This window comes from Pantoea sp. Cy-639 (genome assembly GCF_011752525.1).
Lineage (GTDB): Bacteria > Pseudomonadota > Gammaproteobacteria > Pseudomonadales > Pseudomonadaceae > Aquipseudomonas.
Window position 1 is genome coordinate 323,985 of sequence record NZ_VWXI01000001.1, and the last position, 14,316, is coordinate 338,300.

At 65.9% G+C, this 14,316-nt stretch carries 11 protein-coding genes; 10 read left to right on the forward strand and 1 reads right to left on the reverse strand.

Features of this window, described 5'->3' with window-relative positions; all coding sequences use genetic code 11:
• Window positions 1-335: 335 nt before the first annotated feature.
• The 7 genes from F3J43_RS01510 to F3J43_RS01540 all read left to right on the forward strand — a co-directional run bounded on the left by F3J43_RS01510 (window position 336) and on the right by F3J43_RS01540 (window position 8,084).
• Window positions 336-2,561, forward strand: a complete 2,226-nt coding sequence (locus tag F3J43_RS01510) for an NADP-dependent isocitrate dehydrogenase (protein WP_166883048.1) — start codon at window positions 336-338, stop codon at window positions 2,559-2,561.
• A gap of 111 nt (window positions 2,562-2,672) precedes the next feature.
• Window positions 2,673-3,113, forward strand: coding sequence for an NUDIX hydrolase (locus tag F3J43_RS01515; RefSeq protein ID WP_166883049.1), 441 nt, complete (start codon window positions 2,673-2,675; stop codon window positions 3,111-3,113).
• A 59-nt stretch (window positions 3,114-3,172) separates the two neighbouring features.
• Entirely contained in the window at window positions 3,173-4,297 is a 1,125-nt protein-coding gene (mnmA, locus tag F3J43_RS01520; RefSeq protein ID WP_166883050.1) for a tRNA 2-thiouridine(34) synthase MnmA, read from the forward strand.
• Complete coding sequence (gene hflD, locus F3J43_RS01525; protein ID WP_166883051.1) at window positions 4,294-4,920, forward strand: high frequency lysogenization protein HflD; 627 nt, start codon at window positions 4,294-4,296, stop codon at window positions 4,918-4,920. Before mnmA ends, hflD begins: the two co-directional genes overlap by 4 nt.
• A 118-nt stretch (window positions 4,921-5,038) precedes the next feature.
• Window positions 5,039-6,409: an adenylosuccinate lyase gene (purB, locus tag F3J43_RS01530; protein ID WP_166883052.1), complete on the forward strand. Its 1,371-nt coding sequence runs from the start codon at window positions 5,039-5,041 to the stop codon at window positions 6,407-6,409.
• A gap of 81 nt (window positions 6,410-6,490) precedes the next feature.
• Window positions 6,491-7,657 carry a ribosomal protein uL16 3-hydroxylase gene (locus F3J43_RS01535; protein WP_166883053.1) on the forward strand — a complete coding sequence of 389 codons (1,167 nt, stop codon included), beginning with the start codon at window positions 6,491-6,493 and terminating at the stop codon, window positions 7,655-7,657.
• The gene (locus F3J43_RS01540) at window positions 7,650-8,084 is read left to right on the forward strand and encodes a GNAT family N-acetyltransferase (RefSeq protein ID WP_166883054.1); all 435 of its coding nucleotides are present in this window, start codon (window positions 7,650-7,652) and stop codon (window positions 8,082-8,084) included. Before F3J43_RS01535 ends, F3J43_RS01540 begins: the two co-directional genes overlap by 8 nt.
• A gap of 87 nt (window positions 8,085-8,171) precedes the next feature.
• Here F3J43_RS01540 and F3J43_RS01545 read toward each other — a convergent pair whose 3' ends face one another.
• A complete protein-coding gene (locus F3J43_RS01545) occupies window positions 8,172-10,022 on the reverse strand; it encodes a polyurethane esterase (protein WP_166883055.1) in 1,851 nt (616 codons plus the stop codon).
• 238 nt (window positions 10,023-10,260) lie between these two features.
• Here F3J43_RS01545 and F3J43_RS01550 point away from each other — a divergent pair, with 238 nt between their 5' ends.
• From F3J43_RS01550 to F3J43_RS01560, 3 genes are all read left to right on the forward strand, one after another.
• On the forward strand, window positions 10,261-12,198 hold the full coding sequence (locus F3J43_RS01550) for a DNA topoisomerase III (RefSeq protein WP_166883056.1): 1,938 nt from the start codon (window positions 10,261-10,263) through the stop codon (window positions 12,196-12,198).
• 280 nt (window positions 12,199-12,478) lie between these two features.
• The gene (locus tag F3J43_RS01555) at window positions 12,479-13,768 is read left to right on the forward strand and encodes an NAD(P)/FAD-dependent oxidoreductase (RefSeq protein WP_166883057.1); all 1,290 of its coding nucleotides are present in this window, start codon (window positions 12,479-12,481) and stop codon (window positions 13,766-13,768) included.
• On the forward strand, window positions 13,761-14,312 hold the full coding sequence (locus F3J43_RS01560) for a helix-turn-helix domain-containing protein (protein WP_166883058.1): 552 nt from the start codon (window positions 13,761-13,763) through the stop codon (window positions 14,310-14,312). Before F3J43_RS01555 ends, F3J43_RS01560 begins: the two co-directional genes overlap by 8 nt.
• Window positions 14,313-14,316 lie beyond the last annotated feature (4 nt).

The following is a 14,316-nucleotide window of genomic DNA, read 5'->3' on the forward strand; positions in this document are numbered from 1 at the left end:
GCCTGCGTCACTACGCCACATTGCCCCTACGTCTTTGGTCTTATAAATGCGCTGATACCACTTCGCCTTGCTGAATCGTCCGGAGGGTTTGATATACTGCGCCGCGACCGCAGGGTCATCGGGGCGAACCCTTGGAAAAATGCGGCTCGCCCTTGGCCGAGAACGGCCACGAAGCCTGGGTGGTTACCGCTGCCCAGCACTTGACGCTCGACTGATGCATCCACCATCACCGCTCGCAGCCTCTCGACTTTCCGCTCATGGCGTCGCCAGGGCGAAGCGCCTACCCTGCGCACCTCGAGACTCGAGTACGCTCAGCACATAGAGAGTTAACCCGCATGCCCACCCGTTCCAAGATCATCTATACCTTCACCGACGAAGCTCCCGCCCTCGCCACCTACTCGCTGCTGCCGATCGTCGAGGCCTTCACCGCTTCGGCCGACATCGCCGTCGAAACCCGCGATATCTCCCTGGCCGGTCGTATCCTCGCGGCCTTCCCCGAGCAACTGGGCTCCGAGAAGCAGGTAGGCGATCACCTGGCGGAACTGGGCCAGCTGGCCACCACGCCTGAAGCCAACATCATCAAGCTGCCGAACATCTCCGCTTCGGTACCGCAGCTGAAGGCGGCGATCAAGGAACTGCAGGCCAAGGGCTTCAACATCCCCGACTACGCCGACGAACCGGTCAGCGCCGCAGAGAAAGAATCCCGCGCCCGCTACGACCGCATCAAGGGCAGTGCCGTGAACCCGGTCCTGCGCGAAGGCAACTCCGACCGCCGCGCGCCGCTGTCGGTCAAGAACTACGCACGCAAGCACCCGCACAAGATGGGCGCCTGGGCCGCCGACTCCAAGTCGCATGTTGCCCACATGACCCAGGGCGACTTCTACGGCAGCGAGAAAGCCGCGCTGATCGAGGCTGACGACAGCCTGCGCATCGAGCTGGTCGCCAAAGACGGCAGCACCACCGTGCTGAAGGAAAAGACCGCAGTGAAGGCCGCCGAGGTCATCGACTGCGCCACCATGAGCCGCAAGGCCCTGAAAGCCTTCATCGCCGAGCAGATCGCCGACGCCAAGGCCTCGGGCGTGCTGCTGTCGGTGCACCTGAAAGCCACCATGATGAAGGTCTCCGACCCGATCATGTTCGGCGTCATCGTCGAAGAGTTCTACAACGACGTACTGGCCAAGCACGCCAGCGCCCTGGCCGAAGTGGGCTTCAACGCCAACAACGGTATCGGCGACCTGTACGCCCGCATCAAGGACCTGCCAGCCGACAAGCAGGCCGAGATCGAAGCTGACATCCAGGCCCTGTACGCCGTTCGCCCGGCCCTGGCCATGGTCAACTCGGACAAGGGCATCACCAACCTGCACGTGCCGAGCGACGTCATCGTCGACGCCTCGATGCCGGCGATGATCCGCGACTCGGGCAAGATGTGGAACACCGCCGGTGAACTGCAGGATGCCAAGGCCGTCATCCCGGACCGCTGCTACGCCGGCATCTACCAGGCCACCATCGAGGACTGCAAGGCCAACGGCGCCTTCGACCCGACCACCATGGGCAGCGTACCGAACGTCGGCCTGATGGCGCAGAAGGCCGAAGAGTACGGCTCCCACGACAAGACCTTCCAGGTCAAGGCCGATGGCGTCGTGCGCGTGGTCGACGGCAAGGGCAAGGTCCTGCTGGAGCAGAACGTCGAGGCGGGCGACATCTTCCGCATGTGCCAGACCAAGGACGCGCCGATCCAGGACTGGGTCAAGCTGGCCGTCAACCGCGCCCGCCTGAGCAACACCCCGGCGGTGTTCTGGCTGGACCCGGTCCGCGCCCACGACGGCGTGATGATCGAGAAAGTGCAGAAGTACCTGAAGGATCACGACACCTCCGGCCTGGACATCCGCATCCTGGCCCCGGTCGATGCCATCAAGTTCTCCCTGGCCCGCATCCGCGAAGGCAAGGACACCATTTCGGTGACCGGCAACGTGCTGCGCGACTACCTGACCGACCTGTTCCCGATCATGGAACTGGGCACCAGCGCCAAGATGCTGTCGATCGTGCCGCTGATGAGCGGTGGCGGCCTGTTCGAGACCGGCGCCGGCGGCTCGGCACCGAAGCACGTGCAGCAACTGGTGGAAGAGAACTTCCTGCGCTGGGATTCGCTGGGTGAGTTCCTGGCCCTGGCCGCCTCCCTGGAGCACCTGGGCAACACTTACGACAACCCGCGCGCCAAGGTCCTGGCCAACACCCTCGACCAGGCTACCGGCAAGTTCCTCGACACCAACAAGTCGCCTTCGCGCAAGGTCGGCGGTATCGACAACCGCGGCAGCCACTTCTACCTGACCCTGTACTGGGCCCAGGCCCTGGCCGCCCAGACCGACGACGCCGCCCTGCAGGCGCGCTTCGCCCCACTGGCCAAGACCCTGAGCGAGAACGAAGCGACCATCGTCGCCGAGCTCAACGCCGTCCAGGGCAAGCCGGCCGACATCGGTGGCTACTACGCACCGGATGCCGAGCTGACCGCCAAGGTGATGCGCCCAAGCCAGACCCTGAACAGCGCCATTGCCGCCCTGTAAGGCTCGCTTGAAGTAACGGCACAAACCCCGGCCACGCACCGGGGTTTGTGCTTTCTGAAAGACAGGCTCAGCCTTTGCAGGAACGGCCTGAAATACCCAGAGGCTCCTTTCATGACCTGGCAACCCCACATCACCGTCGCCACCGTCGTCGAGCACGAGGGCAAGTTCCTCTTCGTCGAGGAGTTCAAGGCCGGCCAGCACGTCTTCAACCAGCCCGCCGGCCACCTCGAACCCAACGAGACGCTGCCCCAGGCCGCCCTGCGCGAAACCCTGGAAGAAACCGCCTGGGAAGTCGAGCTCACCGGCGTGGTTGGCATCTACCTCTATACCGCCCCGAGCAATGGCGTCACCTACCAGCGCATCTGCTTCGCCGCCCGCCCGCTGCGTCACCATGCCGACCTGGCCCTGGACAGCGACATCGTCCGCGCCGTCTGGCTGACCCGCGAGGAACTGCTGGCCGATCCCTCGCGCTGGCGCAGCGAACTGGTGCCACGCTGCCTGGACGACTACCTCGACGGCCCGTTGCACAGCCTGGCTCTGCTGCGCGACTGACGCGCGGCCACGGGTTTGATAGAATCGACGTTTTTCCCCTCTGATACACACCGGTAGCCATGACCAGCCCAGCACTCAAAGACCCCGCCAAGACCCGCGTCATCGTCGGCATGTCCGGCGGCGTGGATTCTTCCGTCTCCGCCCTCCTGCTCATGGAGCAGGGCTACCAGGTGGAAGGTCTGTTCATGAAGAACTGGGAAGAGGACGACGGCACCGAATACTGCACCGCCCGCGAAGACCTGGCCGACGCCCAGGCCGTGTGCGACCGCATCGGCATCAAGCTGCACACCGCCAACTTCGCCGCCGAATACTGGGACAACGTGTTCGAGCACTTCCTCGAAGAATACAAGGCCGGTCGCACGCCGAACCCGGACATCCTCTGCAACCGCGAGATCAAGTTCAAAGCGTTCCTCGACTACGCCCTGTCGCTGGGTGCCGACCTGATCGCCACCGGGCACTACGTGCGTCGCCGCGATACCGGCACGCTCACCGAACTGCTCAAGGGCCTGGACCCGAACAAGGACCAGAGCTACTTCCTGCACGCCGTCGGCGGCAAGGAAATCGCCCGCACCCTGTTCCCGGTGGGTGAACTGGAAAAGCCCGAAGTCCGCGCCATCGCCGAGAAACACGGCCTGGCCACAGCGAAGAAGAAGGACTCCACCGGTATCTGCTTCATCGGCGAGCGCCGCTTCAGCGACTTCCTCAAGCAGTACCTGCCCGCCCAGCCGGGCGACATCGAGACCACCGAAGGTGAAGTGATCGGTCGTCACCACGGCCTGATGTACCACACCATCGGCCAACGCCAGGGCCTTGGCATCGGCGGCCTGAAAGACGCCGGCGACGAGCCGTGGTACGTGCTGCACAAGGACCTGACCCGCAACGTGCTGGTGGTCGGCCAGGGCAACGAACACCCGTGGCTGTTCTCCCGCGCCCTGCTCGCCTCGGAGATCTTCTGGGTCAATCCGATCGACCTGAGCAGCCCACGCAAACTCACCGCCAAGGTGCGCTACCGCCAGGGCGACCAGCAGTGCACCCTGGAGCGTACCGCCGAAGGCTACCGCGCGGTGTTCGACGAGCCGCAGCGCGCGGTCACCCCGGGCCAGTCGGTGGTGTTCTATGACGGCGAGGTGTGCCTGGGTGGCGGCGTGATCGAAGTCGCCGAGCCGTGGAGCCCGCGCGCATGAACAATCTCCAGGAGCAGTTGATTGCCCTGGGCGGCGTGTTCCAGGCCGCCGTGCTGGTCGACCGCATCGCCCGCACCGGCCAGGCTAGCGAGGCTCACATCGGTTGCATGCTCGGCAGCCTGCTGGTGGTCGACCCGAAGGACACCCTCGAGGTGTTCGGCGGTGACGACCTCAACCTGCGCGACGGCTACCGCGCGCTGGCCAGTGCCCTCGAGCGCGACCCCGGCAGCCTGCAGCGCGAACCGCTGCGCTACGCCTTGTCGATGCTGGGCCTGGAACGCCAGCTGAACAAGCGCGGCGACCTGCTCGAGACCATTGGCAACCGCCTGCCGCAGATCCAGTCCCAGGCTGAGCATTTCGGCCTGGTTCACGATAATGTCATCGCCTCCAGCGGAGCCTTGTACCAGGACACCCTGAGCACCCTGCGCCAACGCATCCAGGTGCATGGCGACATGCGCTTCCTGCAGCAGGCCAGCAACGCCTCGAAGATCCGCGCCCTGCTGCTGGCCGGTATCCGCGCCGCGCGCCTGTGGCGCCAGCTCGGCGGGCATCGCTGGCAACTGGTGTTCAGCCGGCGCAAGCTGCTCAACGAACTGTACGGGATGATGCGCAGCGCTGATTGAGCGCCGCACACCCGGCACATGCTTCACAGGCCAGACCTTTGGTCAGCCACCCGACCCGGGCGTGTTTTTCATGTATGATATGCGCCCTTCCAAAAGCCTGACTGTCCGAGAACACCCCATGCAGCTCTCTTCGCTCACTGCGGTTTCCCCTGTAGACGGCCGTTACGCCGGCAAAACCCAGGCCCTGCGCCCCATCTTCAGCGAATTCGGTCTGATCCGTTTCCGTGCCCTGGTCGAAGTGCGCTGGCTGCAGCGTCTGGCCGCCCACCCACAGATTGGCGAAGTGCCGGTATTCTCCGCCGAAGCCAACGCCCTGCTGGACAGCCTGGCCACTGATTTCAAGCTCGAGCACGCCGAACGCGTCAAAGAGATCGAGCGCACCACCAACCACGACGTCAAGGCGATCGAGTACCTGCTCAAGGAGCAGGCCGCGACCCTGCCGGAACTGGCCAAGGTCAGCGAGTTCATCCATTTCGCCTGCACCAGCGAGGACATCAACAACCTGTCCCACGCCCTGATGCTGCGCGCCGGCCGTGACGACGTGCTGCTGCCGCTGATGCGCCAGATCGCCGACGCCATCCGCGCCCTGGCCCACGCCCACGCCGATGTGCCGATGCTGTCGCGCACCCACGGCCAGCCGGCCTCGCCGACCACCCTGGGCAAGGAACTGGCCAACGTCGTCTACCGCCTGGAGCGCCAGATCGCCCAGGTGGCCGCCGTGCCGCTGCTGGGCAAGATCAACGGCGCCGTGGGCAACTACAACGCTCACCTGTCGGCCTACTCGCAGATCGACTGGGAAGCCAACGCCCGCGCCTTCATCGAGGACGAACTGGGCCTGGTGTTCAACCCCTACACCACCCAGATCGAACCGCACGACTACATCGCCGAGCTGTTCGACGCCATCGCCCGCTTCAACACCATCCTCATCGACTTCGACCGCGACGTCTGGGGCTACATCTCGCTGGGCTACTTCAAGCAGAAGACCGTCGCCGGCGAAATCGGCTCCTCGACCATGCCGCACAAGGTCAACCCGATCGACTTCGAGAACTCCGAAGGCAACCTGGGCATCGCCAACGCGCTGTTCCAGCACCTGGCCAGCAAGCTGCCGATCTCGCGCTGGCAGCGTGACCTGACCGACTCCACCGTGCTGCGCAACCTCGGCGTGGGCTTCGCCCACAGCGTCATCGCCTACGAGGCCAGCCTGAAAGGTATCGGCAAGCTGGAAGTCAACGCCGCCCGTATCGCCGCCGACCTGGACGCCTGCTGGGAAGTCCTCGCCGAGCCGATCCAGACCGTGATGCGTCGCTTCAACATCGAGAACCCCTACGAGAAGCTCAAGGAGCTGACCCGTGGCAAGGGCATCACCCCTGAAGCGCTGCTGACCTTCATCGACGGCCTGGACATGCCAGCCGAAGCCAAGGCCGAGCTCAAGCAACTGACCCCGGCGACCTACATCGGCAATGCCGTGGCCCAGGCCAAACGCATCTAAGCTGACCGTCGCGCACGACGCCCGGCCTGGCCGGGCGTTTTTATTCCCGTCTGAAAACTACGTTTTTTCAATAGGTTGAACATGAATTCTGATACTCCACTGCAACTGCTGGGCGGCCTGACGGCCCGTGAATTCCTGCGCGACTACTGGCAGAAGAAACCGCTGCTGGTGCGCCAGGCCTTCCCGGACTTCGAAAGCCCGATCGATCCGGACGAGCTGGCCGGCCTGGCACTGGAAGAGGAAGTCGAATCGCGCCTGGTGCTCGAGCACGGCGAGCGCCCCTGGGAATTGCGCCGCGGCCCGTTCGCCGAAGACGCCTTCGCCGACCTGCCCGAGCGTGACTGGACCCTGCTGGTCCAGGCAGTGGACCAGTTCGTCCCGGAAGTCGCCGAGCTGCTGGAGCACTTCCGCTTCCTGCCGAGCTGGCGCATCGACGATGTGATGATCAGCTATGCCGCCCCCGGTGGCAGCGTCGGCCCGCACTTCGACAACTACGACGTGTTCCTGCTGCAAGGCCATGGCAAACGCAACTGGAAAGTCGGCCAGATGTGCAACAGCGACAGCCCGCTGATCGAACATGCCGACCTGCGCATCCTCGCCGAGTTCGAACAGAGCGGCGAGTGGACCCTGGAGCCGGGCGACATGCTCTACCTGCCGCCGCGCCTGGCCCACTACGGCGTGGCCGAGGATGACTGCCTGACCTACTCGGTCGGTTTCCGCGCCCCGAGCGCCGCCGAAGTGCTGACCCACTTCACCGATTTCCTCAGCCAGTTCCTCCCGGACGAGGAGCGCTACAGCGACGCCGACGCCCAGCCAGTGGCCGACCCGCACCAGATCCAGCACGACGCCCTCGACCGCCTCAAGGCCCTGCTGGCCGAGCACATGGGCGACGAGCGCCTGCTGCTGACCTGGTTCGGCCAGTTCATGACCGAGCCGCGCTACCCGGAAATGGTCAGCGGCGAGGAGCTCAGCGAAGAAGACCTGATCTACAGCCTGGAACAGGGTGCGATCCTGATTCGCAACCCGAGCGCGCGTCTGGCCTGGTCGGAAGTCGACGACAACCTGCTGCTGTTCGCCAGCGGCCAGAGCCGCCTGCTCTCTGGCCACCTGCGCGAGCTGCTGAAGCTGATCTGCGCCGCCGATGCCCTGCACATGGAAAATCTGGCACAGTGGCTGGAAGACGAAGAAGGCCTGATGCTGGTATGCCAGCTGGTCAAACAAGGAAGCCTGGGGTTTGCCAATGAATAAGATCAGCGTTCGACTGGCCGACTGGCACAAAGACAACGCCGATATCCACCGTATCCGCAGCGCCGTGTTCGTCGCCGAGCAGCACGTGCCGCCTGAGCTCGAGTTCGACGCAGAGGACCCGACCGCCGTGCACTTCCTGGCCATGGAGGGCGACTACCCGATCGGTACCGCCCGCCTGCTGCCCGACGGCACCATTGGCCGGGTCTCGGTGCTCAAGGACTGGCGCGGCCTGAAGGTCGGCGACGCGCTGATGCGCGCGGTGATCGTCGAGGCGCAGCAGCGTGACCTCAGGCAGCAGATGCTCAGTGCCCAGGTACATGCCACGCCGTTCTACGAGCGCCTGGGTTTCCGAGTGGTCAGCGAGGAGTTCCTCGAAGCCGGCATCCCGCACGTGGACATGGTCCGCGACTCACGCGAGATCGCCTGACCCATCATGCTCACCGGCAAGGCCGGCTCCTACGGTCGCTGTAGGAGCCGGCCTTGCCGGCGAATGGGCCACAACGTGGCCCTGCGATCAAGCGATCACCACCTGCCCGTCACCCAGCCCCTGCCCCGCGATCCCCACCAGGGTCACGCTGTCCGAACCGAACTTCAGCACCAGGTCAGCCCCTTCCTGGCTGGCATGCGCCCGCCAGTCCGGCGCCGCCGTACCGCCCTCGACACCGATGAAGACCAGCCGGTCCTGCCCGCTGAAGTCCAGCACCCGATCCTGGCCGAAATGCCCACTGAACAGGAAGGTGTCGCGACCGCCACCGCCACTGAGCACATCGTTGCCCGTGCCGCCGACCAGCACATCGTTACCCGCCCCGCCCACCAGGCGATCATCCCCACCGAGGCCGAACAGCCACTGCCCCTGGTCCCCGGCCCGCAGTTGGTCGTTGCCCTGGCCACCACTGTGCGAGAGGGCATACGGGTTGATCTTGCCGCTGTCCAGCAGCCCCCCGGCGCCCACCTGGTGACTGACCTCCTTGCTGAAGATCAGCAGGCTGGACTCCTTGCTGACCAGCGTCTCGACATTGCGCACCAGGCTGATGCCGCCCTGGGCGTCACGCACGTAGAGCGTGCCCTCGCCGTCCCGGGCAATGCTCAGGTTGGCCAGGGCGTCCTGGAGCTTGAGGGTGTCATGCCCGGCCCCGCCGTCGATCAGGTTGAAGCCGCCGTCGTCGCGGAAGATGTCATTACCCGCGCCCCCCTCGAGGTAGTCATTGCCACGCCCGCCATGGATCAGGTCGTCGCCGTTCGAACCGACGATGAAGGTGCTGCCCTTGTGCGGCTCGGCGTTGCGATTGAGGTCTTCGACCCAGGTCGAGCCACGCGTCGTATCGGACAGGTTGCTGACCACCACGGTCGAGTCGCGGCTGGTCCACTGATAGAACGATGAGCCCAGCACCCGGCCCAGACCATCGGTGTAGGCCGACGGCAAGTGCGACAGCCAGGTGGCGATGTTGCCGATGGAGAACGGCAGCAGGTTCCAGGCATCGGAGGCGTAGTGGTCGTTGAAGTTGACGATGTTGTTGGTGGCCGAAGCCTTGGCGCCGTCATGCACGCCCAGGGTGGCCCAGGTCGCCGAAGTGCCATCGAGCACGCGGAACACCGGGTCGTTCTCGTAGCCGATATTGAGCACCTTGTCGGCGTCGGCGGCCTGGGTCGGCGAGGCGAAGGCGACGTATCGCGCGTCCTGATAGAAACCGCCCCAGCGCGAGGTACTCAGGTCCGCCAGGCTGTTGACCGCGAGGCCGCCAAGGCTATGGCCGCTGACGGTGACGTCGGCGCCGCTCAAGCCATTGGCCTTGGCGAACGTCGCCACATCGCCGAGCAGGCGGTCGAAGGCATTGCCGGTGTAGTCGCGGGCGTAGCCGGCCGGGCCGATCGCGGCCAGCAGGTCGTTGATGGCGTCGCCCAGGGTGTCGCCCAGCAAATTCTCCCGCGGGCCACTGGTGCCGCGGAAGGCAACGCCAATACCACTGAGCCGGCCGGCATCATCGTAGCGACCGAGGATCTCCACCTGGGCACTGGTGTAGCCAGGCGTCTCGCCGTGGAAGGTGCCACGCTGGTCGGTCTTGCCCTGGTAGCCCAGCTGCGCGGCGCTGATCGGCGTCCAACCGGCAGCCTTGACCTGGACCAGGGCCTTGGCCTCGGCGTCGGGATTCCACGGAATGCCGGGGATCACGCCCTGGCTGTCGGTGCCGCCGATCAGCGCCTTGACCAGCGTGGCCGGCAGGCCAAGGCCGAAACCATGTTTCTGGTAGCCGGCGGTAAAACCATCGTCGATGCCATGGTAGGCATAGGTGGCCAGGGCCATGGCGTCCTTGTAGAGCGCGGAAGAGGCAGTGCGGTCGAGCTGTCGGTAATCGAATACGGCCATTGGTTCACATCCCTGTTCTTGTTGTAGGAAGTAGCACCCCAGCGACATCGTCCGGTGACACAACTGACGGGCGAAAGGCAAAGCTGGCACGCACTCGGCATTACGTCCAACGCGAACAGGCGGCTACCCTGCCAAAGGTGCGGGCGAAAAACCTGTACATGCATACAGATATCGCTTGCCTGCACGCCCTGGCTTGCGCATTCTAGTGCGCAACTCCCACGATGAAGCGTTGCCGGCCATGCGCCTCTTTCTCTGCGAAAAACCCTCCCAGGCAAAAGACATCGCCAAGGTGCTCGGTGCCCAGCGCCGTGGCGACGGCTGCTGGCAAGGCACCGACGTCTGCGTGACCTGGTGCATCGGCCACCTGCTGGAGACCGCGCCGCCTGACAGCTACGACGCGCGCTACAAGCGCTGGAGCCTCGAGGACCTGCCGATCATCCCGGAGAAATGGAAGATGACGGTCAAGCCCAAGACCGCCAGCCAGTTCAAGGCGGTCAAGCGCCTGCTCGGCGAGGCCCGCGAACTGGTGATCGCCACCGACGCCGACCGCGAGGGCGAGATGATCGCCCGCGAACTGGTCGAGCATTGCCGCTACCGCGGCCCGATCCAGCGCCTGTGGCTGTCGGCGCTGGACGACGCCTCGATCCGCAAGGCCCTGGCACGCCTGCTGCCGGGACAGGAGACCTTCAGCCTGTACCATTCGGCCCTGGGGCGCTCCCGCGCCGACTGGTTGATCGGCATGAACATGAGTCGCCTGTTCACCCTGCTCGGTCGCCAGTCCGGCTATCAGGGCGTGCTGCCAGTGGGCCGGGTACAGACACCGACGCTGCGCCTGGTGGTCGACCGTGACCGCAGCATCGCCGACTTCGTGCCAGTGCCGTTCTGGGCCATCGATGTGCAGTTGCAAGGCGCAGGGCAAGTGTTCAACGCCCAGTGGCGCGCCCCCGAGGATGCCTGCGACGACCAGGGCCGCTGCCTGAACCAGGCACTGGCGCAACAGGCCGCCGCCGACATGCAGGCCGCTGCCGGCGCGCGGGTGCTGAAGGTCGCCACCGAACGCGTGCGCGAGGCCGCGCCCCTGCCCTTCGACCTCGGCACCCTGCAGGAGCTGTGTTCGAAAAAGCTCGGCCTCGGCGCCCAGGAGACCCTGGATATCGCCCAGGCCCTGTACGAGACCCACAAGCTCATCACCTACCCGCGCAGCGACAGCGGCTATCTGCCGCTCAGCCAGCACAGCGAGGCAGCCGGCATCCTGGCCGCGCTGCAACGCGCCGACGCCAGCCTGGCCCCCTTGCAGCCGTACCTCGACGCGCAGCGCCGCTCGCGGGCCTGGAACGACCAGAAGGTCAGTGCCCACCACGGCATCATCCCCACCGCCGCAGCCAGCGATCCGGCGCGCCTGCCGCCCAAGTACAAGGCGGTCTATACCCTGATCCGCGCCCGCTACCTGGCGCAGTTCCTGCCCAACCACGAATACGACCGCACCCAGGCCGAGTTCGACTGCGCCGGCCACGCCCTGCGGGCGGTGGGCAAGCAGATCGTCGAACCCGGCTGGCGCCGCGCGCTGCCCGAGGCGCTCAGCCCGGCCAAGGGCCGCGAGGCGCCCCCGGCACAGGTCCTGCCCGCGCTGCGCGAAGGCCAGGACTGCGCGCTGCACGACCTGCTGCTCAAGGACCTGTGGACCCAGCCACCCAAGCCGTTCACCGAGGGCGACCTGATCAAGGCGATGAAGAACGTCGCCAAGCTGGTGGACGACCCACGCCTGAAACAAAAGCTCAAGGAGACCACCGGTATCGGCACCGAGGCCACCCGCGCCAGCATCATCCAGGGCCTGCTCGACCGCGGCTACCTGGTCAAGAACGGCAAGGCGCTGTCTGCCACTCCGGCGGCGTTCAGCCTGATCGATGCGGTGCCCCGCGCCATCGCCGACCCCGGTACCACGGCGATCTGGGAACAGGCGCTGGACATGGTGCAGAACGGCGAGATGAGCCTCGAGGAGTTCGTCGCCCGGCAGTCGGCGTGGATGGGCAAGCTGGTGCAGCGCTGCAGCGGCATGCGCCTGACCATCAGCGGGCCGGCAGCCGGCAAGGCCGCGGCACCCTGGAAGAAGAAACGCAAGAGCACGGCCAAGGGCAAGGCAACCGCCAGCAAGCCCCGGCGCAAGGCAGCGACCTAGGGTCTGTGTGAAACGTCTTGGGACGAAGGTCAGGCAAGGCGAAAACAGCTGAGGAACGGCCGGGGTCGCGCCCGACTTTACGGATTGCAAATGAGCATTCCGAGGCTGTTTTCAACGCAGCCTCACCGAGTATCAAGGCTTTTCACACAGCGCCTGGCGCACGCGGAGCGCGGGGCAAGCCCGCGCCACGACGACCACGAGCCACCCTCGACTGGCGCCATGAAAATCCTCTGCTATTTTTTCATGAAAATAATCAGAAGAAATTTCACGAGGCCCCGGCATGTTCAAGCAATCCGCCCAGCACGTCGCCAGCTACTACGCCCGTACCTACCCCGCGACCATTCCTCTGCGCCCTACCCTGCAAGGCCCTGGCGACACCGACGTATTGATTGTCGGCGCCGGCTTCAGCGGCTTGCACACCGCCCTGCGCCTGGCCCTGGCCGGCAAGCGCGTGACCGTGCTGGAGGCCAGCCGCGTGGCCTGGGCCGCCTCCGGGCGCAACGGCGGCCAGGCCTTGCTCGGCTGGTCGTGCGATATGCCGCCGCTGGAAAAATCACTGGGCCTGGAGCGCAGCCAACGCCTGTGGGCAAGCATGTGCTGGGCCGCCGAGGAAATGCGCGCGCTGCCACTGCGCCATGGCTTCGATATCGACTATCGGCTCGGCAGCCTGTGGAGCGCCGTCCTGCCACGGCGGGTGAAGCTGCTGGAAGAGGCCCGCCAGGAGGCCGCGCGCAAGTTCGGTTATGACTGCCTGCGCCTGATCGGCCGCGACGAGTTGCCCGAGTGGGTCGACAGCCCACGCTACCAGGCCGCGCTGTACGACCCCAACGGCGCCCACCTCAATCCGCTGAAACTGGCCCAGGGCCTGGCCAGCGCCATCGAGGCGGCCGGTGGACGCATCTTCGAGCAGAGCCAGGTACTCGACTATCGCGAGCAGGCCGACGGCTACATCGTCCGTACTGCCGCCGGCGAGATCCGCAGCGACGTGCTGGTGCTGGCCTGCAACGCCTACATCGACCGGCTCGACCGCAGCCTTGCCCGGCGCCTGCTGCCGGTAGGCTCCTACCAGGTGGCTACCGCGCCATTGGACGCCGGACTGGCCGCCTCGCTGCTACCGCGCAACAGCTGTGTGATCGACAACCAGTTCGTCCCCGACTATTTTCGCCTCACCCCCGATCACCGCCTGCTGTTCGGCGGCGGCTGCACCTACCTGGGCGGCATCCCCAGGGACGTGGCCAGCGCCACCCGCCCATATCTGGAGCGGGTCTTCCCGCAACTGCGCGGTGTAGCCATCGAGCACGCCTGGGGCGGCCATATCGACTGCAGTATCCGCCGCACACCGGACATCGGCCGCCAAGGCCAACGCTACTGGCTGCAGGGGTTCTCCGGCCATGGCGTGCTGCCGACCCTGGCCGGTGCCCGGGCGGTGAGCGATGCGATTCTCGGCGATGACGACCTGCTGGCGCTGTACCAGGGCATCGACAACGGCACCTTCCCCGGTGGCGACCTGCTGGCCGCGCCCCTGGAGGCAGCGGCCAAGGCCTGGTATCGGATGCGCGACCATGTCTGAGGACCTCCAGGCGCTGGCCCGGCAGATCCGCGACCTGCGCAAGCACCGTGGCCTGACCCTCGACGAACTGGCCAGCCGGGTCGAGCGCTCGCTGGGTTTCCTGTCCCAGGTCGAACGTGGCCTGTCGCGCCCGACCGTGGCCGACCTCACGGCCATCAGCGAAGCCCTGCAGGTCCCCACCACCTACTTCTACCAGGCCGTCCCTGCGCGGGAGATCGACTGGGTCACCCGCCCCGGCGAGCGCCGCACCCTGTATTACGCCGAAGGGATTACCGACGTGCTGGTCTCGCCGACCCTCAATGGCCGTTTCGCCATGCTCGAGAGCCACCTGGCGCCGGGTGCCAGCAGTGGCGAGGGGCACCTGGACGACAGTTCCGAGCAAGGTGGGTTCGTCCTCGAGGGCGAGCTGACCTTGTGGCGGGAAGGCCACGAAGGTGCCGTCACCCTGCGAGCCAACGACAGCTTCCAGCTGCCGCCGCACAGCCAGTTCCGCTACGCCAACCTGACCGACCAGCCGGCCCGGATCCTCTGGGTCTTCCGTTGAGAGC

Bases quoted from the DNA above. Each gene is read 5' to 3' on its own strand.
- F3J43_RS01510 (WP_166883048.1), top strand. From the start codon at position 336: ATGCCCACCCGTTCCAAGATCATCTATACCTTCACCGACGAAGCTCCC.
- F3J43_RS01515 (WP_166883049.1), top strand. From the start codon at position 2,673: ATGACCTGGCAACCCCACATCACCGTCGCCACCGTCGTCGAGCACGAG.
- mnmA (WP_166883050.1), top strand. From the start codon at position 3,173: ATGACCAGCCCAGCACTCAAAGACCCCGCCAAGACCCGCGTCATCGTC.
- hflD (WP_166883051.1), top strand. From the start codon at position 4,294: ATGAACAATCTCCAGGAGCAGTTGATTGCCCTGGGCGGCGTGTTCCAG.
- purB (WP_166883052.1), top strand. From the start codon at position 5,039: ATGCAGCTCTCTTCGCTCACTGCGGTTTCCCCTGTAGACGGCCGTTAC.
- F3J43_RS01535 (WP_166883053.1), top strand. From the start codon at position 6,491: ATGAATTCTGATACTCCACTGCAACTGCTGGGCGGCCTGACGGCCCGT.
- F3J43_RS01540 (WP_166883054.1), top strand. From the start codon at position 7,650: ATGAATAAGATCAGCGTTCGACTGGCCGACTGGCACAAAGACAACGCC.
- F3J43_RS01545 (WP_166883055.1), bottom strand. From the start codon at position 10,022: ATGGCCGTATTCGATTACCGACAGCTCGACCGCACTGCCTCTTCCGCG.
- F3J43_RS01550 (WP_166883056.1), top strand. From the start codon at position 10,261: ATGCGCCTCTTTCTCTGCGAAAAACCCTCCCAGGCAAAAGACATCGCC.
- F3J43_RS01555 (WP_166883057.1), top strand. From the start codon at position 12,479: ATGTTCAAGCAATCCGCCCAGCACGTCGCCAGCTACTACGCCCGTACC.
- F3J43_RS01560 (WP_166883058.1), top strand. From the start codon at position 13,761: ATGTCTGAGGACCTCCAGGCGCTGGCCCGGCAGATCCGCGACCTGCGC.